Origin of the sequence: Pseudomonas moraviensis, from assembly GCF_900105805.1 — a bacterium.
In the GTDB taxonomy this organism is placed as follows: domain Bacteria; phylum Pseudomonadota; class Gammaproteobacteria; order Pseudomonadales; family Pseudomonadaceae; genus Aquipseudomonas; species Aquipseudomonas moraviensis_A.
Window position 1 is genome coordinate 1637626 of sequence record NZ_LT629788.1, and the last position, 22231, is coordinate 1659856.

Genomic DNA, 22231 nt, shown 5'->3' on the forward strand with positions numbered 1-22231 from the left:
GTGTACTGGCTGGAAATCCGGGCCAGACTCCCGACGGTCGGTTTTCACACAATCGGCAAGGTCTTTGTCTACAGTGAAAATGTCGGCGCCAAGGCGTCGCAACCGTGATTGTCCAGATAAAGCCCGGCGCAAGTACCGGGTTCCACCTGATCAGGAGTGCACGATGGATCTCAGCCGTCGTCAGTTCTTCAAGGTCGCCGGTATCGGCCTTGCAGGCTCAAGCCTGGGCGCGTTGGGCATGGCCCCGACGGCGGCCTTCGCCGAGCAGGTGCGTCACTTCAAGCTCGCCCACACCCGTGAAACCCGCAACACCTGCCCGTATTGCTCGGTCGGTTGCGGTTTGATCATGTACAGCCAGGGCGATGCCGGCAAGAACGTGGCGCAAAACATCATTCACATCGAAGGCGACGCCGACCACCCGGTCAATCGCGGCACCCTGTGCCCGAAAGGCGCGGGCCTGCTCGACTTCATTCACAGCCCCGGCCGCTTGCAGTACCCGCAGGTGCGCAAGCCCGGCAGCAATGAATGGACGCGCATCGGCTGGGACGAAGCTCTTGATCGTATCGCCGACCTGATGAAGGCCGACCGCGACGCCAATTTCATCGAGAAAAATGCCGACGGGCAAACGGTGAATCGCTGGCTGACCACCGGTTTTCTCGCGGCGTCGGCGGCCTCCAACGAAGCCGGCTATATCACCCAAAAGGTGATTCGCAGCCTCGGCCTGCTGGGGTTCGATAACCAGGCGCGTGTCTGACACGGCCCGACGGTGGCAAGTCTTGCCCCGACGTACGGCCGTGGCGCCATGACCAATACCTGGACCGATATCGCCAACGCGAATCTGATCCTGGTGATGGGTGGCAACGCAGCAGAAGCGCATCCGTGCGGCTTCAAATGGGTGACCGAGGCCAAGGCGCATAACGCCGCGCGGCTGATCGTGGTCGATCCGCGTTTTACCCGGACTGCTTCGGTGGCCGACTATTACGCGCCGATCCGCACCGGCACCGACATTGCCTTCATGGGCGGGTTGATCAATTACCTGCTGACCGAGGACAAGATCCAGCACGAATACGTGCGCAACTACACCGACGTGTCGTTCATCGTCAAGGCCGGCTATGGCTTCGAAGACGGCTTGTTCAGCGGTTATGACGCGAAGAAGCGCAGCTATATCGACAAGTCCGGCTGGGGCTACGAGTTCGCCGAGGACGGTTTCGTCCGCGTCGACCCGACCCTGCAAGACCCGCGCTGCGTCTATCAGCTGATGAAGCAGCATTACAGCCGCTACAACATCGATCTGGCGAGCCAGATCTGCGGCATGCCCGTCGACGCCATGCAGAAAATCTGGGAAGAAATCGCCACCTGCTCGACACCGGGCAAGACCATGACGATTCTCTATGCGCTCGGCTGGACGCAGCACTCGATCGGCGCGCAGATCATCCGCAGCGCGGCGATGGTGCAACTGTTGCTGGGCAACGTCGGCATGCCCGGCGGCGGAGTCAATGCCTTGCGCGGGCATTCGAACATTCAGGGCCTGACCGACCTCGGCCTGCTGTCCAACGCATTGCCCGGCTACCTCACTCTGGCCAGCGACAGTGAGCAGGACTACGGCCAGTTCATCTTCAAACGCACGCAGGTGCCGCTGAGACCGGGGCAGCTCTCGTACTGGCAGAACTACAGCAAATTCCACGTCAGCCTGATGAAGTCCTGGTACGGCGCCAACGCCACCGCCGAGAACAACTGGCTGTTCGACCATTTGCCGAAGCTCGACATCCCCAACTACGACGTGCTGAAAATGTTCGACCTGATGAGCCAGGGCAAGGTCAACGGCTACTTCTGCCAAGGCTTCAACCCGATCGCCGCACTGCCGGACAAGAACCGGGTGATGGGCGCACTGGCCAAGCTCAAATGGCTAGTGGTGATGGACCCGCTGGCCACGGAAACCTCGGAGTTCTGGCAAAACGTCGGGCCGTACAACGACGTCAAAACCGAGAAAATCCAGACCGAAGTGATTCGCCTGCCGACCACCTGCTTCGCCGAGGAGGATGGCTCGCTGGTCAACAGCAGTCGCTGGCTGCAATGGCACTGGAAAGGCGCCGACGGCCCCGGCGAAGCGCAGACCGACATCCGCATCATGAGCGAACTGTTCCTGCGTCTGCGCCAGCGCTATCAGACCGAGGGCGGCAAGTTTCCCGATCCGCTGCTCAAGCTGTCGTGGCCATACAAGATTCCCGACGAGCCTTCGCCGGAAGAACTGGCGCGGGAAATCAACGGCGCCGCCGTCAGCGATTTCACCGATGCCAGCGGCGTCACGGTCAAGGCCGGCACGCAACTGGCCGGCTTCGGCTTGCTCAAGGACGACGGCAGCACCGCGTCCGGTTGCTGGATCTTCGCCGGCAGCTGGACCGAGGCTGGCAACCAGATGGCCCGCCGCGACAATGCCGACCCGTTCGGCATGCACCAGCATCAGGGCTGGGCCTGGGCGTGGCCGGCCAATCGGCGGATTCTCTACAACCGCGCCTCATCGGACCCGGCGGGCAAGCCGTGGGATCCGAAAAAGCGTCTGGTGTGGTGGAACGGCAAGACCTGGACCGGCACCGACGTGCCGGACTACAAGGCCGACGTGCCGCCGGAAGCCGGGATGAATCCGTTCATCATGAACCCCGAAGGCGTGGCGCGGTTCTTCGCCGTCGACAAGATGAACGAAGGGCCTTTCCCCGAGCACTACGAGCCGTTCGAGACGCCGATTGGCATCAACCCGCTGCATTCGCAGAACAAGAACGCCACCAGTAATCCGGCGGCGCGGATCTTCGATTCGGTCTGGGAAACCCTCGGTGAGGCCAAGGACTACCCGTACGCCGGCACCAGCTACCGGCTCACCGAACATTTCCACTTCTGGAGCAAGCACTGCAAGTTGAACGCGATTGCCCAGCCCGAGCAGTTCGTGGAAATCGGCGAAGTGCTGGCGAACGAGAAGGGTATTGCGGCCGGTGATCGTGTGCGGGTCAGTTGCAAACGCGGCTTTATCGAAGCGGTCGCGGTGGTGACCAAACGCATCCGGCCGCTGCAGGTCAACGGCCAGGTCGTGCATCAGATCGGCATCCCGCTGCACTGGGGATTCACCGGCCTGACGCGTCACGGCTACCTGACCAACACCCTGGTGCCGTTCCTCGGCGATGGCAACACTCAGACCCCGGAATCCAAGTCATTCCTGGTCAACGTGGAGAAACTGTAAATGGCCAGCCAAGACATCATTGCCCGCTCGGCCACTACCACGGTGCCGCCGTCGGTGAGAACCCAGCAGGGCGTTGCCAAGCTGATCGACACCACCAAATGCATCGGCTGCAAGGCTTGCCAGGTCGCCTGCTCGGAATGGAACGAGCTGCGCGACGAGGTGGGTCACAACCACGGCACCTACGACAATCCGCAGGACCTGACGGCGGACTCATGGACGCTGATGCGCTTCACCGAGCACGAAACCGACGCCGGCAACCTTGAATGGCTGATCCGCAAGGACGGCTGCATGCACTGCGCCGAGCCCGGTTGTCTGGCCGCGTGCCCGAGCCCCGGCGCGATCATTCAGCATGCCAACGGCATCGTCGATTTCGATCAGGATCACTGCATCGGTTGCGGCTATTGCATCACCGGTTGCCCGTTCAACATTCCGCGCATTTCGCAGAAAGATCACAAGGCCTACAAATGCACGCTGTGTTCCGACCGGGTGGCGGTGGGGCTGGAGCCGGCCTGCGTGAAAACCTGCCCGACCGGCGCCATCGTTTTCGGCACCAAGGAAGACATGAAGGAACACGCCGCTGAACGCATCGTCGACCTGAAAAGCCGTGGTTTTGAAAACGCTGGTTTGTATGATCCAGCCGGGGTCGGCGGCACCCATGTGATGTATGTGCTGCACCACGCCGACATGCCGAAAATCTATGCCGGCCTGCCTGATCACCCGGCGATCAGTCCGCTGGTGGATTTGTGGAAAGGCATCAGCAAACCCCTCGGTCTGTTGGCGATGGGGGCGGCGGTGCTGGCCGGGTTCTTCCACTACGTGCGCATCGGCCCGAATCGTGTCGAGGAAGATGAACAGCCGCCAGCGCCTGACACCTCGGTGCACGTGGTCGACCCGGCGGTGCACACCTTCGATCCACGCGGGGAGGAGCGGCCATGAGCAACAAGACTATCCTGCGTTACAGCGCCAACCAGCGCACGAATCACTGGCTGGTGGCGATCCTGTTCTTCCTGGCCGGGTTGTCGGGGCTGGCGTTGTTTCATCCGTCGCTGTTCTGGCTGAGTAATCTGTTCGGCGGCGGCACCTGGACGCGGATCCTGCACCCGTACATGGGCATCGCCATGTTCGTGCTGTTCCTCGGTCTGGTGTTCAGCTTCTGGCGCAGCAATTTCTTCATCGCCAATGACCGCCGGTGGCTGCGGCGGATCAACCGGGTGATGGTCAACGACGAAGAAAGCGTGCCGCCGGTGGGCAAGTACAACGCCGGGCAGAAGCTGCTGTTCTGGACTTTACTGTTGTGCATGCTCGCGTTGTTGTTCACCGGCCTGGTGATCTGGCGCGCGTGGTTCAGTGCGTATTTCGGCATCACCACGATCCGCTGGGCCATGTTGTTGCATGCGCTGGCCGGGTTCGTGCTGGTGCTGAGCATCATCGTGCACATCTACGCCGGTTTGTGGATCAAGGGTTCGGTCGACGCCATGCTGCATGGCTGGGTCAGCCGGCCGTGGGCGAAAAAACACCATGAACTGTGGTACCGCGAGGTGACCCGCGACGAACAGCCTCGGGACCTGCCCGAGCGACCGCTGACGAAAAAGGGCTGACTTTTGCCAAGCATTCTTGAACCTGGGGAAATCGAGGCGGCGGCCAGTTCGCCGCCGTTTCTGTATCTGCCGCCGCGTGACCTGTTTGCCCTGCGCGCTGAGCGCCTTGAGCGTCTGGCCGAGGGCAACGGGTTGGCGGATTATCTGCGGTTGATGGCCGGATTATGCCGGGCACAGCAGCAGGTCTTCGACGATCCGCCGCTCACCGCGCCGTTTGATGCGCAGCGTTTCGAAGCCTGTCAGCAACACGGTCTGCCACCATTCGCGGCAGATACCTTGGTGCGCGAAGAGGCCTGGCAGCCGTGGCTCAACGCCTTACTGCAGCGCTACGCGCCCGCGGATCAGCCTGCGGTGATCGACGCGCTGGACAGCCTGCGCGCCGCCAGTCCCGGCCAGTTGCGCGCGTGGGCGGTGGCGCTGGTCAGCGGCCAGTATTCGCTGGTGCCGGCGGCGCTGGTGCCGTTTCTCGGCGCGGCCCTGCAAACCGCGTGGAGCCACTGGTTGCTCAGCGTGCCGAATCTGCAACTCAAACCCGGCGACAGCCTCAGCCAATGCCCGGCCTGCGGTTCGCCGGCCATGGCCGGGGTGATTCGTCATCGCGGCAAGCACAACGGCTTGCGTTATCTGGTGTGTTCGCTGTGTGCCTGCGAATGGCACGTGGTGCGGGTCAAGTGCGTGTATTGCGAGCAGAGCAAGGGCCTCGAGTACCTGAGCCAGGAAGACGACCGGCACAGCGCCGAGCAGGCGCCACTGCGCGCCGAAGTCTGCCCGAGCTGCAACAGCTACCTGAAATTGCTTTATCTGGAGAACGACGCCGAAGCCGAGGCGTTGTCGGCGGATCTCGGCAGTTTGCTGCTGGACATGCGTCTGGCCCAAGACGGTTATCAGCGTCTGGCACCCAATCTGCTGCTGGCGCCGGGAGACGAATGACGAGTGCAGAAACTGTGGGAGTTCAAGCCTGGTCCCACAGATGTTGTGCCGGACCACAAAGCCCGGTCAGCCACAAATCCCGTAGGAGCGAGCCTGCTCGCGAAGGCGTCAGGTCAGCCACATCCACCCTAGCTGACACACCGATTTCGCGAGCAGGCTCACTCCTACAGGGATTGACGGAGACCAACTATCCTCATTCCACGCCGAATCTCTGTGGGAGCTGGCTTGCCAGCTCCCACAGATGTTGCGCCGGACCACAAATTCCGGTCAGCCACAAATCCCCTGTGGGAGCGAGCCTGCTCGCGAAGGCGTCAGGTCAGCCACCTCCACACAACTGACACTCCGTTTTCGCGAGCAGGTCAGCCACCTCCACACTAACTGACACACCGCATTCGCGAGCAGGCTCACTCCCACAGTGCGTCTACACTTCTGAAACCCTTGTGGGAGGGAGCTTGTTCCCCAAGGGGCTGTTTCAGTCGAATCAGGAGTGGCTGATGTCTTCCAGCGTTGCCCTGCGGTTGCCGTCCATTGACGGGTTATTGCGTCACCCGGCGTGCGCGCCGTTGGCCGAGCGTTACGGCCGGGATTCGTTGCTGACGGGGCTGCGTCAGTTGCTCGATGAGCTGCGTCCCGGCGTGTTGAGCGGGCAATTGTCCGCCGTTGAAATCGGTGCCGAAGTCCTCGCCGGTCGCGTCGGCGAACGCTTGGCGCAACAGCAGCGCAGTCAGGTGCGCCGGGTATTCAATCTCACCGGCACGGTGCTGCACACCAACCTCGGCCGCGCCTTGCTGCCCGAAGAGGCCATCGAAGCGGTGCAAATGGCCGCACGATATCCGCTCAATCTGGAGTTCGATCTGGCCAGCGGCAAGCGCGGTGATCGCGATGATCTGATCGAAGGCCTGATCCGCGAACTGACCGGTGCCGAGGCCGTTACCGTGGTCAACAACAATGCCGCCGCGGTGCTGCTGACCCTCAACAGCCTCGGCGCGCGCAAGGAAGGCATCATCTCCCGCGGTGAACTGATCGAGATCGGCGGCGCGTTCCGCATCCCCGACATCATGGCCCGCGCCGGTGTGCGCCTGCACGAAGTCGGCACCACCAATCGCACCCACGCCCGTGACTACGAGGCCGCCATTGGCCCGCGCAGCGGTTTGATCATGCGCGTGCATGCCAGCAATTACAGCATCGAAGGTTTCACCGCGCGGGTGCCCACCGCTGAATTGGCCGCGTTGGCGCACGCCCATGGCTTGCCATTGCTGGAGGACCTGGGTAGCGGCAGCCTGCTCGACCTGACCCGCTGGGGCTTGCCGGCAGAACCGACGGTACGCCAAGCGCTGCTGGACGGTGCGGATATCGTCACCTTTAGCGGCGACAAATTGCTTGGCGGCCCGCAGGCCGGGTTGATCGTCGGGCGCAAAGAGCTGGTCGCGAAGATCAAGAAGAACCCATTGAAGCGTGCGCTGCGCGTCGACAAGTTGACCTTGGCGGCGCTGGAGGCGGTGCTGGGTTTGTATCGCGATCCGGATCGCCTCGCTGAACGTCTGCCGAGTCTGCGCCTGTTGACCCGTCCGCAGGCCGACATCTGCGCTCAGGCGTCACGTTTGCAGCCCTTGCTGGCTGAAATCCTGGGGTCGGTCTGGCAGGTCAGCGCGGTCGAGGCCCTGGGCATGATCGGCAGCGGCAGCCAACCGGTGGCGCGCCTGCCGAGTGCGGCACTGTGTTGCCGCCCGCAGGTGTCCAAGCGCTGGCGCGGGCGCTATCTGTTGAATCTGGAAGCGGCGTTGCGCGCGTTGCCGATTCCGGTGCTTGGGCGTATCGACGACGATGCGCTTTGGCTCGATCTGCGTCAGCTCGACGATGAGCCGGCGTGGCTGGCGCAGTTGCCGCAATTGCAGGTCGACCGGTGATCGTCGGCACGGCGGGGCACATCGACCACGGCAAGACCTCGCTGTTGCAGGCGCTGACCGGCCAGACCGGCGACCGCCGCCCGCAGGAGCGCGAACGCGGCATGACCATCGACCTGGGGTATCTCTATGCCGAACTTGAACCTGGCGCGGGGCTCACCGGGTTCATCGACGTCCCCGGCCACGAGAAATTCACCCACAACATGCTCGCCGGCGCGCAGGGCATCGATCTGGCGTTGCTGGTGGTCGCGGCGGACGACGGCGTGATGCCGCAGACCTGCGAGCATCTGGCGATCGTCGAGCTGCTCGGCATTCCCCGCGCGTTAGTGGCGATCACAAAATGCGACCGGGCCGGGACAGGCAGGGTGGAAGAGGTGCAGCGTCAGGTACTCGACCTGCTCGCGCCCGGGCCTTTTGCTGATGCGCCGATCTTTACCGTGTCGAGTGTGAGCGGGCAGGGTGTCGACGAACTGCGCGCGGCTTTGTTGCAGGCGCAAAAAGACGTGCTGGCGCGCAGTTGTGAGGGCGGGTTTCGTTTGGCGATTGATCGCGCGTTCAGCGTGGCTGGCGCGGGGATTGTGGTCACGGGCACGGCGCTGTCGGGGACTGTCGCGGTAGGCGACAGACTGGTTCTGGCGCCTGCCGGCAAATCGGTGCGCATCCGGGGCCTGCACGCGCAAAACCAGGCCGCTGAACGGGCCTTTGCCGGCCAACGCGTGGCGTTGAACCTCAGCGGCGATCGTCTGGAGCTGGCGCAGATCCACCGTGGTCAATGGCTGCTGGCGGACTGGCTGCACGCCCCGACCCAGCGCATCGACATCGACTTTCAGCTGTTGCCCGGCGAGCGCACCTTTGAACACTTTCACCCGGTGCATCTGCACCTCGGCACCCAGGACGTCATCGCCCGCGTCGCCTTGTTGCAAGGCCCACGCCTGAGCCCCGGCGAGCGCATGTTCGCGCAACTGCTGATCAACGCGCCGGTACACGCGGTGAAGGGCGATCGATTGATCCTGCGCGACGCCAGTGCCCAGCGCACCCTGGGCGGCGGCGTCGTCCTCGACCCGTTCGCCCCGGCCCGCCAACGCCGCAGCCCCGAACGTCTGGCGCAACTGCAAACCCTCGCCCTCAGCGTCGGTCTCGAACAAGCCTTGCCAGCGCTGCTCAACCACAGCCCCGGCGGCCTCGACCCGCAGCGCCTCGAACGCCAGTTCAATCGCCCGCGCGCGCAGTGGACGCTGGCGGAAAACATCCGCCTTATCGACACCCGCCAAGGGCCGCTGCTGTTCAACGTCCAGCGCTGGGGCCAGTTGAAATTCAACTTGCTCGAACAATTGGCGCGATTCCACGAACAAGAACCCGACCAAATGGGCCCTGACCGCGATCGCCTGCGACGCTTCAGCGCCCTGGCACTGGAACGCTCGACGTTTGTCAGTTTGCTGGATGAATTGCTTAGCGCCGGCTCGATCCTCGCCAGTGGTCCGTGGTTGCATCTGCCCGATCATCAGGTGCGCCTGAATGTCGACGACGAAGTCCTCTGGCAGCAATTACAACCGTTATTCGAACAGGCCGGTTTCGACCCGCCATGGGTGCGCGACGCGGCGAAAATGCTCGGCGAAGAAGACGCCAGCGTCCGCCTGCTGCTGCGCAAACTGGCACGGCTGGGCCTGATGCACCAAGTGGTGCGCGACCTGTTCATCAGCGACATCGCCGTGCGGCAAATGGCGGCGTTGTTGCTGAAACTCGCTGAAGAAAATCCGTCGATCCAGGTGACAACCTTCCGCGATGCGCTAGGCTTGGGACGCAAACGCTGCATTCAGTATCTGGAGTATTTCGACCGACTCGGCCTGACCCGTCGCCTCGGCGAATCCCGCCAGATCCGCCGCGACAACGCGCTGGCTCACGCCGACGCGCAATGAGTTCAAGGAAGGCAATCGCGCCCGGTGGCGCGGCCGGGCTTCAAACCCGGTTGGGGACGGCATCCGTTCCCGGGCAGGTTCGACTCCGGCTGCCTTCCGCCAGTTTTCAAAAGCAAAAGATCGCAGCCTTCGGCAGCTCCTCCACCGATTCGTAGGAGCTGCCGAAGGCTGCGATCTTTTGATTCTGAATGCCGGAGAAACGTAGTCTGGCCCCTTTACTTATCGAGGGCGCGATCGGCGGCTTGGTTGATCGTTCCCACGCAGAGCGTGGGAACGATCTTCGTGGCGCAGTGCTAATGCGGCAACTCCAGATTATCCAGCACCCGATTCACCGCCAATTCGCCGAGCATGATCAACTGCGCGATGCCCATCAGCGTCCGCCGCTGCGATGGTTTGACCAGCCCGGCGAATTCCTGGGCGATGGTTTTGGCCGAGGCGAGGGTTTCGCAAGCGTTGGCCAGCAGGTCTTCGTTTTTGGTGTCGGCGGTGACCGCGTACATGGCGCGAGGGCTGAAGGGTGGTGGCGTAGAGCCGGGTGGGCAGAGGTAGTGATCGAGGGCGCGGTCGGCGGCTTGGTGGAGTTTTTTGGAATCGAGGGATTCGTAGGGGGAGGTGGGGTCGGTTTCGGGTGGATTGGGTGTTGGTTTGATCATGGTGAAGCTCCTATTAAGTGGAGCCGTCAGGCACTGTCGCTAAACAGTAGGTGGCGGCTGTACGCAGGTTAGCGAACCGGTTATAGGCACCCGGCAGACCCGAAGGTCTCCCGCATACAGCCACCATAGCGCAGTCGCAGAATTGAACCTGCGACGAAGCATGGACCGCTGATGCACCTAATTAAGATCCGGGTCGCTAAACCCGATCGCTGATCGGCAGCGACCGCACCACAATAGAACCCGACCCCAAGGCGCACAAGCCGGCGGATTCTGGCGTAGCTGTAGGCAATGGCGCAAGAATTTGTAGCCTGAAAGGCGTGTCTGAAGGTGTCTTTTAAACACCTGAGTTTAAAAGGCGATTTGCGCTGACTTCAGCCGCCCCTTCGCGAGCAAGCTCGCTCCCACATTTGGAATGCGTTTCCCTGTGGGAGCGAGCCTGCTCGCGAAGGGGCCATCCCGGTCAGCAGAAAAATTCCGGTCAAGCCTCACTGTTTAAATCAATGGTTAAATAAATCTGTCCCCCCCCCCCCCCGGTGGTCCAAGCCCCGCTGTTTAAACCACTGATTAAATAATCCGTCACCCAAGTTAGTCGTCCCCAAGTTGCGCTGTTAGTTAAACCACTTTATTTCGTCGATAACCATCCGTCCGGTAGCTGAGTCGAATCCGGTCAATATTTCGAAATATGAGATTTTTCTACCGGAAGAGGCCTGGTAGGTGAATGATGTAGAGCTCAAGCCGCTTAACGGAAGATTACGTTCTTCTATAAGAGTTCCACTGAGATCAAAAAAACAGATTTTATGAACATGCTCAGTGATGTACCCAACATTTAATGAAACTCTAGTTACAGTGCCTGCCCATTTGAATTGAACCTTGGCAATAAAATTAATGTTCATCATCTGTCCAGTAATGCCAGGAAAGTCAGGTGGGGTCCCGCTTATCAATACCCCTGGCTCATCATCTTCTAGAGTGGTTACTTCCAGTCCACTATTTAACTTTTTAGTCACGTTTACATGGAAGCGTTGAGCGGGTTCTCTATCCCAATTTTCATACCCTCCTACCGCAATTACGGTAAAGGTGCGAGTGGCCGACACGGCGCCGGAGCCGTACAAGGCCTTGACGGTAAAGCTGTGCGCTGCCACAGCCAGGGCACTGACGAGCAACGTCCAGACACCGGTTGTGGCATGTGCCGTTGCCTGACCTTTGGAGACCGTGCCGTCAAAGATTTCGACCTTCTGGCCTTTGGCGGCAACGCCGCTCAGGGTGACAGCCGTTTCCACTGTGCTCCCGCCTTGAGGGATTTCATCCCCGCTGGGAGAGCCTTTGACCGATGTCAACGTTGGCGCGGTAGCCGCCGTCACAGTCAGTGTGCGCACATTTGACCATTGCGGGGACGATGTATACAGCGATCCTGCGTATAACCTCCGGGCACCCACTGCAACAGTAATCGACAACTCCCATGTGCCTGTTGTCGTCGAGGCTGTGGCCACCCCTTTGGAGGTGTGGTTCGAGCCGTTTCCTTCAAAAATTTCGACCCTCTGGCCCTTGCTCGCGGTGCCTATGAGCTTCAGGGCGGTGCTGACGGTAGTTTGTCCCTCGGGGATTTCAACGTTCTTGTCGTCAAGCACGTTGCTCAGCGTAGGGACGACAACCGCCGTCACGGTCAGTGTTCTGGCTGCCGACACGGCGCCGGAGCCGTACAAAGCCTTGACGGTAAAGCTGTGCGCTGCCACAGCCAGGGCACTGACGAGCAGCGTCCAGACACCGGTTGTGGCATGTGCCGTTGCCTGATCTTTGGAGACCGTGCCGTCATAGATTTCGACCTTCTGGCCTTTCGCCGCGACGCCGCTCAGGGTCACGGCAGTTTCCACCGTAAGGCCGCCGTGAGGGATTTCATCCCCGCTGGGTGAGCCTTTGACCGATGTCAAAGTCGGGGCGGTGTCGGCTATGACGGTCAGTGTTCTGGCTGCCGACACGGCGCCGGAGCCGTACAAAGCCTTGACGGTAAAGCTGTGCGCTGCCACAGCCAGGGCACTGATGAGCAGCGTCCAGACACCGGTTGTGGCATGTGCCGTTGCCTGATCTTTGGAGACCGTGCCGTCAAAGATTTCGACCTTCTGGCCTTTGGCCGCGACGCCGCTCAGGGTCACGGCAGTTTCCACCGTAAGGCCGCCGTGAGGGATTTCATCCCCGCTGGGTGAGCCTGTTACCGAGCCGAGGGTCGGCACAACGTTTTCGTAGGCCTTGATCCTGTAAGTCCGTAGCGCAAACGTAACGGCCTCACTCTCAACCTGAGTACCACCAAAGCCTGCCTTGAACTCCAGTTCCAGGTCTCTGCCATCTTCCAGGCTTTGCAAGTCCGGCAGCGGAAATGTGTGGGTGTAAAAACCCTGGTTGATCCACGTCGCATTGGTTTGCGAACCCGGCGGTTGCCAGAAGGTTTTCGAGTAGTCGCCCCCGCCTTTTAATGTCCCTTTCGCTTTCAGCCAGACATATTGTCTCAACGCAATATGCGGGTAACTGTTCGCGCGAAGGGTGGCGTTGGTGGTCAATTGACTGACGTCCAATTCCGGCCCTTCGCCTTGTTCGGAGGCCTGCGTGATCAACGGCCCGGGCAAATCGCTTTGCGCAATGGGCGACACCGCCAGTGCACGAATCCGCGACTCTTTCGGATCCTGGGTGCCGCGCGTTACCGTGTAATCCAGCGTGATGGACTTGGCGAGGTTGAAGGCGATCACCGAGACAGCCAGCGGTATTTCCTGCGGGCCGACGGTGGTGACGGGCCATGGCTCGGTGGTGTGCGAACCGGCAGCCGGCGTTCCGGCGGCGCCGGTCAAGCGGACGATAATCCTGTCGCCGACCAGCATGCCGTCATAGTTGATCACGGAGGTCAGTGCGTTCTGGGCCTCCAGTGGGTCAAGGCTGGTGTCGTTCGGGGCTTGCTTGATTTTCGGCTCTTTCAGATCCAGCGCCACGCCGACACGAAACTCCAGCGGCTCGGCATAACTGGTCCTCCCATCCGCACGCTTGATTTCGTACCTGGCCACCACCGTCCCGCCTTCGTTGTCCTTGATCATCGCGGCCGGGATGGTGAACGGTATTTCCTTACCGGCGGTAAATTCGTTCAGCTTGATCGAGTCGGGATACTCACCGGTGATCGAGCCGACCCAGAACATGAACGCTTCATCGCCTTTGACCGTTTCCGTGTAGATGATCGTCGCGGTGGTGCCGGGGGTGTCGGCGGGCAGGACGCCGTCCACCACGCCGGCCACCACCGGTTCGGGCAGTTCCCGGCGTGGTTTGCCGACTCGCAGGATGTCGGTGTGGATCGACTCGCGAATGGCGTGGGAGGCCTGGTACGCGTCCAGCTTGGCGAACGCCGCGCTCGGGATCAGGAGTTGGTAGTAGAACTCCGCCGTGCCGCCGTTGACCGGGGTCAGGTGGTTGCCGTCAATGCTGTACGACAGCGGTTTGGCTGCGACGATGTCGTTGTGGGTGATGGGGCGCGTTGGCAGAGCAGGCAGGTACGGCTTCAGGCCGGAGGTGGTGCCGAGCATGATCGGCTGCAGGACATAACCTTCGACGAAGGAGGTATCGAATGGAATGTCCATGAGTACCACGTCCAGCGGTGGGTTCAGGGCACCGGAATCCTCGTCCAGCATGATCGGTTCGGCCAGGCGCTGGACTTCGCCGATGGCGCGGATGAATTGGCCGTTGGATATCAGGTCGGCGCTGCCATCGGCTTTTTTCAGGCGGTAAGACACGGTGATCTGGGACTTGGCCAACTGACGCAGCACGGCATTGGGGGCCTTGGTTTCAACAACGCTCGGCACGCTGATCAACGGGAGGCCTTCTATTTCCAGATCAATCGGTGGACCTTCGACCGGCGTGCCCTTGATCTTGATGAACGGGATGTCACCGATTTTGAAGTGGGCATTGTCTGTGGCGACCACTTGCACGGTGCCATCGGCGTCGCCCAATTGGTCGACGTCCAGCACGTCGTTTACTGCCTCCTTGAGCAACGGCGCGCCCAGCCGGGTCGCATGAACGGCCACCACCACACGCTGTTCAGGACTCCAGTCCTCGGAACGGTTGAAAACCTTGTCGTACACCTCGAACACCACGGCCACTCCGGGGATCCCTGGACCACCGGCATCACCCGCGTCACGGATGATATCTTCTTTGATTTTCACGATGATCGGCGCCGTGCCTTCGGCCTGGTCCTGGGTCAGTGGAGCACTGAGCACGAAGATTCCACCCCAACTCACGCGGCAAATATCGCCGGCCGCGGCGAAGGGATAGGGCGGTGTGCCGTCGGCCTTGCCAATGCTGATGTCCACGCCAGCGGCCACGTTGCCCTCGTGGATGCCGCCGTCAAGAATCTCCTGCGCAATGATCATGATCAGCCTGGAATGGCCGTCGTCACCGTTGTTATCGTGGCCACCCGGGCGCGTCAGCTTGACCAGTACCTGCATGACTTCGGACGGTTGATCTGTGCCGCCCAGCGGCTTGACGGAATAGGACACCGCAAACTCGCCGTCGACCATGTGCCGCGAAGGCACGAACATGCGCAGTTGCGTATCGACCTCATCCTTGAGGACGGTCTGGGTCAGCACGTTGTGCCCGGTGCCCCAAAATATTGTCAGCCTGTCGCCACTCGCCATATTTCCCCACGGCCCCGCCTCGCACCGCAGGCCGTGATACGGAAAGTTGTCCAACGCGGCGGCGATGTTGATACCCCAGACATCGGGATCCTTCGACACCGGGTCCTTGCTGCGACCAGGAATGCCGAGTTCTGCGAGTAGCAGGGGCTTTTGGGGGGTGGACATGGAAACGGCTCCGACGGGAAGTGACGGAACGAGTTAACGCGCACTGGCGTGATTGCACACCTGTCAGACTTGACAGGTGTGCGGTGATATCCGACGAGCGGTTGTCGTCGCGAACCGGCCCGCTCCCAGAGGAAATGCGCTCAAACTGTGGGAGCGAGCCTGCTCGCGAAGAGGCCGGCACGGGCATCGCATAACTCAGCCGGCCCGCATTACCCCGGCAATTCCAGATTATCCAGCACCCGATTCACCGCCAGTTCTCCGAGCATGATCAACTGCGCGATGCCCATCAGCGTCCGCCGCTGCGATGGTTTGACCAGCCCGGCGAATTCCTGGGCGATGGTTTTGGCCGAGGCGAGGGTTTCGCAGGCGTTGGCCAGCAGGTCTTCGTTTTTGGTGTCGGCGGTGACGCGTACATGGCGCGGGGGCTAAAGGGCGGTGGAGTGGAGCCGGGTGGGCAGAGGTAATGGTCGAGGGCGCGGTCGGCGGCTTGGTGGAGTTTTTTGGAATCGAGGGATTCGTAGGGGGAGGTGGGGTCGGTTTCGGGTGGGTTGGGTGTGGGTTTGATCATGGTAAAGCTCCTTGAGAGATGGAGCCGTCAGCCTTCGCTGCTAAACGAAGAGGGTGGCGGCTTTACGCGGGTTAGCAGACCAGGCTCAAGGATCCCGGCGCACCGAAGTGCCCCACGGAAAGCCGCCATAACGTGATGGCAGTACTCGCGTGCCTTGAAATTTGCCGAGCTGCTAAACCCGATCACTGAACATTCAGCGACCGCACCACAATAGAACCCGCCCCCAAGGCGCACAAGCCGGCGGATTCTGGCTTGGCTGTAGGCAATGGCGCAAGAATTTGTAGCCTGAAAGGCGTGTCTGAAGGTGTCTTTTAAACGCCTTCGTTTAAATCGAAGAGCTTCGCCGAACCCGATCGCCCGGCCAGCAGAAAAATCTCGGGCAAGCCTCGCTGTTTAAATCAGTGGTTAAATGAATCTGTCCACTTCTAGTATTCTCTAGTCCCCTTTTCTAAAAGTCGGGCGAAGATCAGGGGTAAAACGTGGTCTGTCCCGGGCAATGCGCTTTTTTTCTGTCAAAATAGCGCGCTATAAAAAACATAGTTATTCTTGTGGTTCTTTTGTCTGGTGATTTAGTTGTGCATTTTTATATTGTCAATTGTTATAGCTGCGAAAGAGTTTGCGCTTATTTCAAATCGTTTTATATCTAAACTGGAAAATTCCAAGTTTGTGCGGCCGTCCGGTATCACGCGGTTGCCTAGGTGAGTTTCTTGGGTGCTGTAAAAATCAATTTGTGCGTTGCCAGAGCGTGGGTTGGTAAAGTTTATGTACATCTGTAATTGTGAATAAGGTTTGCTGAGTGATACCTGGGCTTTAAACGGTGTTTGCATGATGTCTCCCTCCGAGTCAAAGCGAAGGGCTTTTTTGATTTTAGGATCTAGGGCGGTGTAAATGCGTGCGCTAGTAACGTAGGTTGGTTCGGACCACGTTAACTTGATAAGCGCAGTTGAATATGGAGTGTCTTGAGGAATGACTCCCTCTGCGCAAGTTTCAAAATCTTCAGTATCATAATTTACAATGTTAATTTCATATGGCTTCGAAGAACTCCCGGTACCATACAATGCTTTGGCTGTGAAACTGTGCGAAGTTAAGCTCAGGCCCGTCATCAACCGTTCCCAAGTTCCCGATGTAGCAGTGACTTCACCCTTGGGAAATGTATCGTCAAATATTTCGACTTTCTGACCTATGCTGGCGCTGCCTTTGAGTGTTAGAGATGTACTAAGAGTGTTTGTGTTCTTTGGCACCTCCACCCCTTTGTCGTCAAATACACTGTCCAGCGTCGGCGCTACCAGTGCGACCACAACTACATCGCGGGCATTTGAGAGTGTGCCGTCCTTGCGTCGGGCGCTCAGTTTGTAGGTGTTCTCGGTAACCAGTCCGGTCAGTTGGAAAGACCATTCCCCCTTTAAATCTACTTGAATTTCCGTATTCGGCATTAGTATGCCGTTATTGGCCAGATCAATCTTTGTGTCGGGCGTGGCTTTGCCACTCAGCGTGACGGCTGTTTCTACGGTAGAGCTGCCGTGAGGGATTTCTTCCCCGCTGGGTGAGCCTGTTACCGAGCCGAGGGTCGGCACAACGTTTTCGTAGGCCTTGATCCTGTAAGTCCGTAGGGCAAACGTCACGGCCTCTGTCTCGACTTGACTGCCGCCAAAGCCTGCCTTGAACTCCAATTTCAGGTCACTGCCATCTTCCAGGCTTTGCAAGTCGGGGAGTGGAAAGCCGTCGTGGGTGTGAAAACCCTGGTCGATCCACGTCGCATTGGTTTGCGAACCCGGCGGTTGCCAGAAGGTTTTCAAGTAGTCGCCCCCGCCTTTCAATGTCCCTTTCGCTTTCAGCCAGACATATTGTTTCAGCGCAATGTGCGGATAACTGTTCGCGCGAAGGGTGGCGTTGGTGGTCAATTGACTGACGTCCAACTCCGGCCCTTCGCCTTGTTCGGAGGCCTGCGTGATCAGCGGCCTGGGCAAATCGCTTTGCGCAATGGGCGACACCGCCAGCGCACGAATCCGCGACTCTTTCGGATCCTGGGTGCCGCGCGTTACCGTGTAATCCAGCGTGATGGACTTGGCGAGGTTGAAGGCGATCACCGAGACAGCCAGCGGTATTTCCTGCGGGCCGACGGTGGTGACGGGCCATGGCTCGGTGGTGTGCGAACCCGCAGCCGGCGTTCCGGGGGCGCCGGTCCAGCGGACGATAATCTTGTCGCCGACGAGCATGCCATCATAGTTGATCACCGAGGTCAGGGCGTTCTGGGCCTCCAGCGGGTCAAGGCTGGTGTCGTTCGGGGCTTGCTTGATTTTCGGCTCTTTCAGATCCAGCGCCACGCCGACACTGAACGCCAGCGTATCCGAATAACTCGTTCCACCCGCTGCGCGCTTGATGTCGTAGTACGCCTTCACCGTTCCTCCTTCGTTGCCCTTGATCAGTTCGGCCTTGATCGGGAACGCCACAGGCTGGCCGGCGGTGATGGAGCTCAGTTCGACCCGGTCGCTGTTTACGCCGGTAATGGAGCCTTCCCAGGCCCGCGTGACGATGTCGCCCTTCACGGTCTTGAGGTAGTTCACGGTCAGCGTGGTGCCGTTGGTATCGGATGGCAGGACGCCGCTGACCACGCCGTCGACTGCCGGCTCGGGCAATTCCTGGCGTGGTTCGCCGATCTGCAGGATATCGGCGTGGATCGATTCGCGGATCGCGTGGGTCTGGTTGAGTTTGCTCATGGTGCCGAGCACCGAGTCCTCGATCAGCAACTGGTAATACAGCTCCAGCTCTTTCCCAATGATCGGTGTCAGGTGCTGCTTGTCGACGATGATCTGCAGCGGAAGTTGGGCGTCCATATCGCCTTGGGTAATCGGTCGCAGGTTCAGGTTCGGCAGGTAGGGGGTCAGGTCGGGGCGAGTGCCGAGCCAAAACAGCTCGATCGCTTGGCCGACGGCGAAGTAGGGGCCGAAGGCAATTTCGATGGTGACCTGTTTCAGGTCCGGATCCAGCGGATCGATGGCGCCTTGTCTGGCCTCCAGTGCCACGGGAGCGGGGAGCCGGTGAATCTCGCCGATGGCGCTGATGAACTGGGTTTTGGCATCCCGTTGTGCGCTGCCGTCGGCCTTCTCCAGGCGATAAGACAGGGCGATCTGAGCCTGAGCCAGCTGGCGCAGCACGGCGTTGGACACGATGATCTCAGGAATGCTGGGCACGCTGATCAAGACTTTTCCCGGTAATTCAATGTTGATCGGCGGACCTTCTTTCGGGGTGCCTTTGATTCGGACAAAAATGGTGTCACCTACCTCGAAGTCTATCGGTTGTGGAGGGACTGGAGGGGGCGAAGGTGGGGGAGGGTTTACGGCCATAACTTGAACCGTACCGTCGGCGTCGCCCAGGTTGTCGACGTCCAGTACGTTGTTGATAGCCTCCTTGAGCAAAGGCGCGCCCAGCCGGGTTTTGTCAAGCGTCACGACTACCCGTTGCTCGACGCTCCAGCCGTCGGAGCGATTGTCGACCAGGTCATAAACTTCGAAGGCCACGGCCAGCCCTGCCTCGCCAGAGTCGCCGGCGTCTACGATGGTTTCCTTTGGAATGGTCACGATAACCGGCGTCTCACCGTCAGCCTGTTCCTGGGTCAGTGCAGGGCCAGAAAAGAACATTCCGCCCCAGCTGAACTGAGGCGTATCGCCAGCGGCGGCGAACGGATAAGGCGGCGAGCCATCAGCTTTTCCGAGAGTGATCGATACGCCAGCATCGACGTTACCCTGGTGGACACCGTCCTTCAAAATATCCTCGGGAATGCTCATCACCAGTCCCGGATGCCCCGGCCCCTCGCTATGGTCAGGACCACCGGGGAGGGTGAGTTTGACCAGCACCTGCATCACTTCCGAGGGTTCGGGCGTACCGCCGAGGCGGGTGACGGTGTAGGAGAGCGTGTGCATTCCTTCGGTAAGGTGTCTGGCCTCCACGAACATTTGCAGCTCGGTGCCGACCGCATCCTCATCAACGATTTCCAGCGCTATCTGCAGATCGGAGTCCCGCAAGATGCGCAACGAGTCGCGGTTACCCATCGTCCCCCAAGGCCCGGCCTGGCAGAGCAGGCCCTGACGAGGGAAGTTGAGCTTCGCCGCGGCGAGATTGATGCCCCACCTCAGGGGCGTCGACGACACTGGACCCGTACGGCCGGGGATTTTGAGTTCCTGTAGCAGCTGCGGAGCGTCGTTGATTGAGTCGTTGTCGGACATGCTGGCCACTCCGTGGACTTGAGCGATGGAGTGATTGAACGGCTAAAAGGGAGATTGCGCACCTGTCAGATCTGACAGGTGCGGGCGGAAATCCGACGGGTGGTGCACTTATCGAGCAGGCTCGCCTGCGAAGGCATGGGCGGTTGCAGCGACTTACTCGGCGCCTGTCCCGAGCAAGGTTGTGTAGCCTGAAAGGCGAGTCGGCAGGTGTCTTTGAACATCGGAGTTTAAGAGGAAAAAATTGGCGACCGTACGGCAGACGGTTTCTGCCGGGCAAGAGGCGTTGGTGGTGAGGCCGCTATCGCGAGCAGGCTCGCTACCAAAATTTCATCTCGCCAGATTCCGGATCAGCGGTTTAGAGTGACCAGCCATACCTTGATCACGGACCGATCCCATGGCAGACCCGACCCCCACCGTCCACCTCGAACGCTCCAGCGATTTCCACCTCGAAGGCATCACCGCGCTCTACAACGACCCCGCCGTCGCGCGGCAGGTGCTGCAGATGCCGTTTCAGTCGGTTGAGGTCTGGCGCCAGCGATTGCAGGCCGACAACGAGCGCGCACTGAAGCTGGTGGCGCTGCAACAGGGCGTGGTGATCGGCAATCTTGGCCTGGAGGCCTATTCAAGGATGCGCCGCGCCCACGCCGGCAGCATCGGCATGGCCGTCGCAGTGGCATGGCAGGGCAAGGGTGTCGGTTCGCAGCTGTTGGCGGCGGCGCTGGATGTTGCCGATAACTGGATGAATCTGCACCGCGTCGAACTGACCGTGTATGCCGACAACGAAGCGGCCATCGGTCTCTACCGCAAATTCGGTTTCGAGACCGAAGGCCTGTTCCGCGACTACGCCGTGCGCGATGGGCAATGGGTAGACACCCTGAGCATGGCCCGTTTGCGCAGTCGTTCGAAAGACTGACTCAGTCGCCCAAGGCGAACGCCACCGCCGACTGTGCATGCAGTTCGGTGGTGTCGAGCAGGGGCAGGGCGCTGTGTTCGGGTTTAATCAACAGGCCGATTTCCGTGCAACCGAGAATGATGGCCTGCGCACCGCGCTTGGTGAGGGATTCGATCACCCGCTGATAGATTTGCCGCGACTGTTCATTGATCACGCCAACACAGAGTTCGTCGTAGATGATCCGGTGCACATCCTTGCGCTCTGTTTCGTCCGGCACCAAAACGGTCAAGCCTTGGGCAATCAAACGCTGCTTGAGGAAGTCCTGTTCCATGGTGAACGCGGTGCCGAGCAGCCCGACCGTGCGCGCATCGATTTCGAGTGCAGCCTGTGCAGCCGGTTCGGCGATGTGCAGGAACGGAATGCTGATCGCCGCCTGAATCTGCTCGGCGACCTTGTGCATGGTGTTGGTACACAGCACCACGCATTCGGCGCCACCGGCTTCAAGCCTGCGCGCGGCATCCACCAGAATTGCTGCCGCATCGTCCCAGCGTCCGGCGTGCTGGGCCTGTTCGACCGGGCCGAAGTCGACGCTGTACATCAACAGCTGCGCAGAGCGCAAAGGGCCGAGACGATCACGGACTTGCTGATTGATGAGTCGATAATATTCGGCGCTGGATTCCCAGCTCATGCCGCCGATAAGGCCGATGGTGCGCATGCGGTGCTCCTGTGTTGATGGGGCTTTGCGGTGAGTGTCGTTTGGATCGGGAATTTGATCCATCAAAAATTTACGCCTGCCGTTGCCACGCATCTGCCATGCTCGGTGTCCGCAGCACTCTTCAAGGAACACCGCCATGAACGACGTACAGCAACTGGGCGAAATGCTTCGTCACTATGCCGAGAGCGAAGCGCACAAGAAGCAACTGTTCACTACGCAATCGGCCGCGTGGGCCACACGGATTGGTGCGTTGTTCGACCAGATCGAGCAATGGCTTGAGCCGGTCAAGGCGCCGAATCTGCTGGAGGTGAGCCGCGAGACCTACGTCGCGTCCGGGCCGAGCGTGCCAGTGGAGACCTCGACCTTCATGACAGAGAAGCTGAGCATCGTGATTGCCGGTAAGCCGGTGGAGTTCGTGCCGGATGTGATGGGCAGCGGCGGGCAGATTTCGCTGGCGGTGATGGGGCTCACGGCGGCGCGGTACGGGAGTATTTCGCTGGTCGGTTTGGCGGATGGCGCGTGGCAGTGGCGCAAGACCAATGGGCTCAAGGATCCGGATACGTTTGCCTTCGACGCCAATTTCCTTGCCCAGCAATTGCAGGGGTTGATTCCTCGGGATCGCGGTTAAGATCAAGAGCTTTACCCCCTCGCCCCCTCTCCCCCAAGGGGGCGAGGGGGAAAGGGGGCAGACCGAGTGCTGTTCAAAACCAGAGTTCGACGCGATATCCCAAGTCGATGTAACTCGAACAAACACCCGGGTCAGTCCCCTCTCCCTCT

Annotated in this window: 12 protein-coding genes, 1 tRNA gene and 1 pseudogene; 9 read left to right on the forward strand and 5 right to left on the reverse strand. The window is 60.3% G+C overall.

The window, feature by feature from the left end; translation table 11 throughout:
- The first annotated feature begins 163 nt into the window (after nt 1-163).
- From fdnG to BLU71_RS07695, 7 genes are all read left to right on the forward strand, one after another.
- Complete coding sequence (gene fdnG, locus BLU71_RS07665) at nt 164-3229, forward strand: formate dehydrogenase-N subunit alpha (protein ID WP_156889219.1); 3066 nt, start codon at nt 164-166, stop codon at nt 3227-3229.
- On the forward strand, nt 3230-4165 hold the full coding sequence (gene fdxH / locus BLU71_RS07670; protein ID WP_083352722.1) for a formate dehydrogenase subunit beta: 936 nt from the start codon (nt 3230-3232) through the stop codon (nt 4163-4165). It begins immediately after the preceding gene.
- Complete coding sequence (locus tag BLU71_RS07675) at nt 4162-4827, forward strand: formate dehydrogenase subunit gamma (RefSeq protein ID WP_083352723.1); 666 nt, start codon at nt 4162-4164, stop codon at nt 4825-4827. The genes fdxH and BLU71_RS07675 overlap by 4 nt, the downstream gene beginning before the upstream one ends.
- A gap of 3 nt (nt 4828-4830) precedes the next feature.
- Complete coding sequence (gene fdhE, locus BLU71_RS07680; RefSeq protein WP_083352724.1) at nt 4831-5757, forward strand: formate dehydrogenase accessory protein FdhE; 927 nt, start codon at nt 4831-4833, stop codon at nt 5755-5757.
- 494 nt (nt 5758-6251) lie between these two features.
- Nucleotides 6252-7664: an L-seryl-tRNA(Sec) selenium transferase gene (gene selA / locus BLU71_RS07685; protein WP_083352725.1), complete on the forward strand. Its 1413-nt coding sequence runs from the start codon at nt 6252-6254 to the stop codon at nt 7662-7664.
- Nucleotides 7661-9577, forward strand: coding sequence for a selenocysteine-specific translation elongation factor (selB, locus tag BLU71_RS07690; RefSeq protein ID WP_083352726.1), 1917 nt, complete (start codon nt 7661-7663; stop codon nt 9575-9577). Before selA ends, selB begins: the two co-directional genes overlap by 4 nt.
- 6 nt (nt 9578-9583) lie before the next feature.
- Nucleotides 9584-9679, forward strand: a tRNA-Sec gene (locus tag BLU71_RS07695).
- Between the two features lie 191 nt (nt 9680-9870).
- Here BLU71_RS07695 and BLU71_RS07700 read toward each other — a convergent pair.
- The 4 genes and pseudogenes from BLU71_RS07700 to BLU71_RS07715 form a co-directional block, all read right to left on the reverse strand.
- A complete protein-coding gene (locus BLU71_RS07700; RefSeq protein WP_064364801.1) occupies nt 9871-10230 on the reverse strand; it encodes a DUF6124 family protein in 360 nt (119 codons plus the stop codon).
- Nucleotides 10231-10838: 608 nt separating this feature from the next.
- Nucleotides 10839-15056 (reverse strand): hypothetical protein, encoded by a 4218-nt coding sequence (locus tag BLU71_RS27550; protein ID WP_197680935.1) that lies wholly within the window; start codon nt 15054-15056, stop codon nt 10839-10841.
- Nucleotides 15057-15265: 209 nt separating this feature from the next.
- A pseudogene (locus BLU71_RS27710) lies at nt 15266-15624 on the reverse strand (DUF6124 family protein).
- 569 nt (nt 15625-16193) lie between these two features.
- Nucleotides 16194-19847, reverse strand: coding sequence for a hypothetical protein (locus BLU71_RS07715; protein ID WP_083352727.1), 3654 nt, complete (start codon nt 19845-19847; stop codon nt 16194-16196).
- A 394-nt stretch (nt 19848-20241) separates the two neighbouring features.
- On the opposite strand from BLU71_RS07715, the gene BLU71_RS07720 reads away from it, so the two are divergent.
- A complete protein-coding gene (locus BLU71_RS07720; protein WP_083352728.1) occupies nt 20242-20760 on the forward strand; it encodes a GNAT family N-acetyltransferase in 519 nt (172 codons plus the stop codon).
- Between the two features lies 1 nt (nt 20761).
- Here the strand turns inward: BLU71_RS07720 and BLU71_RS07725 are convergent, their stop codons facing one another.
- Nucleotides 20762-21454: an aspartate/glutamate racemase family protein gene (locus BLU71_RS07725; RefSeq protein ID WP_042609845.1), complete on the reverse strand. Its 693-nt coding sequence runs from the start codon at nt 21452-21454 to the stop codon at nt 20762-20764.
- Nucleotides 21455-21590: 136 nt separating this feature from the next.
- Here BLU71_RS07725 and BLU71_RS07730 point away from each other — a divergent pair, with 136 nt between their 5' ends.
- Nucleotides 21591-22082, forward strand: a complete 492-nt coding sequence (locus tag BLU71_RS07730; RefSeq protein WP_042609846.1) for a hypothetical protein — start codon at nt 21591-21593, stop codon at nt 22080-22082.
- Nucleotides 22083-22231 lie beyond the last annotated feature (149 nt).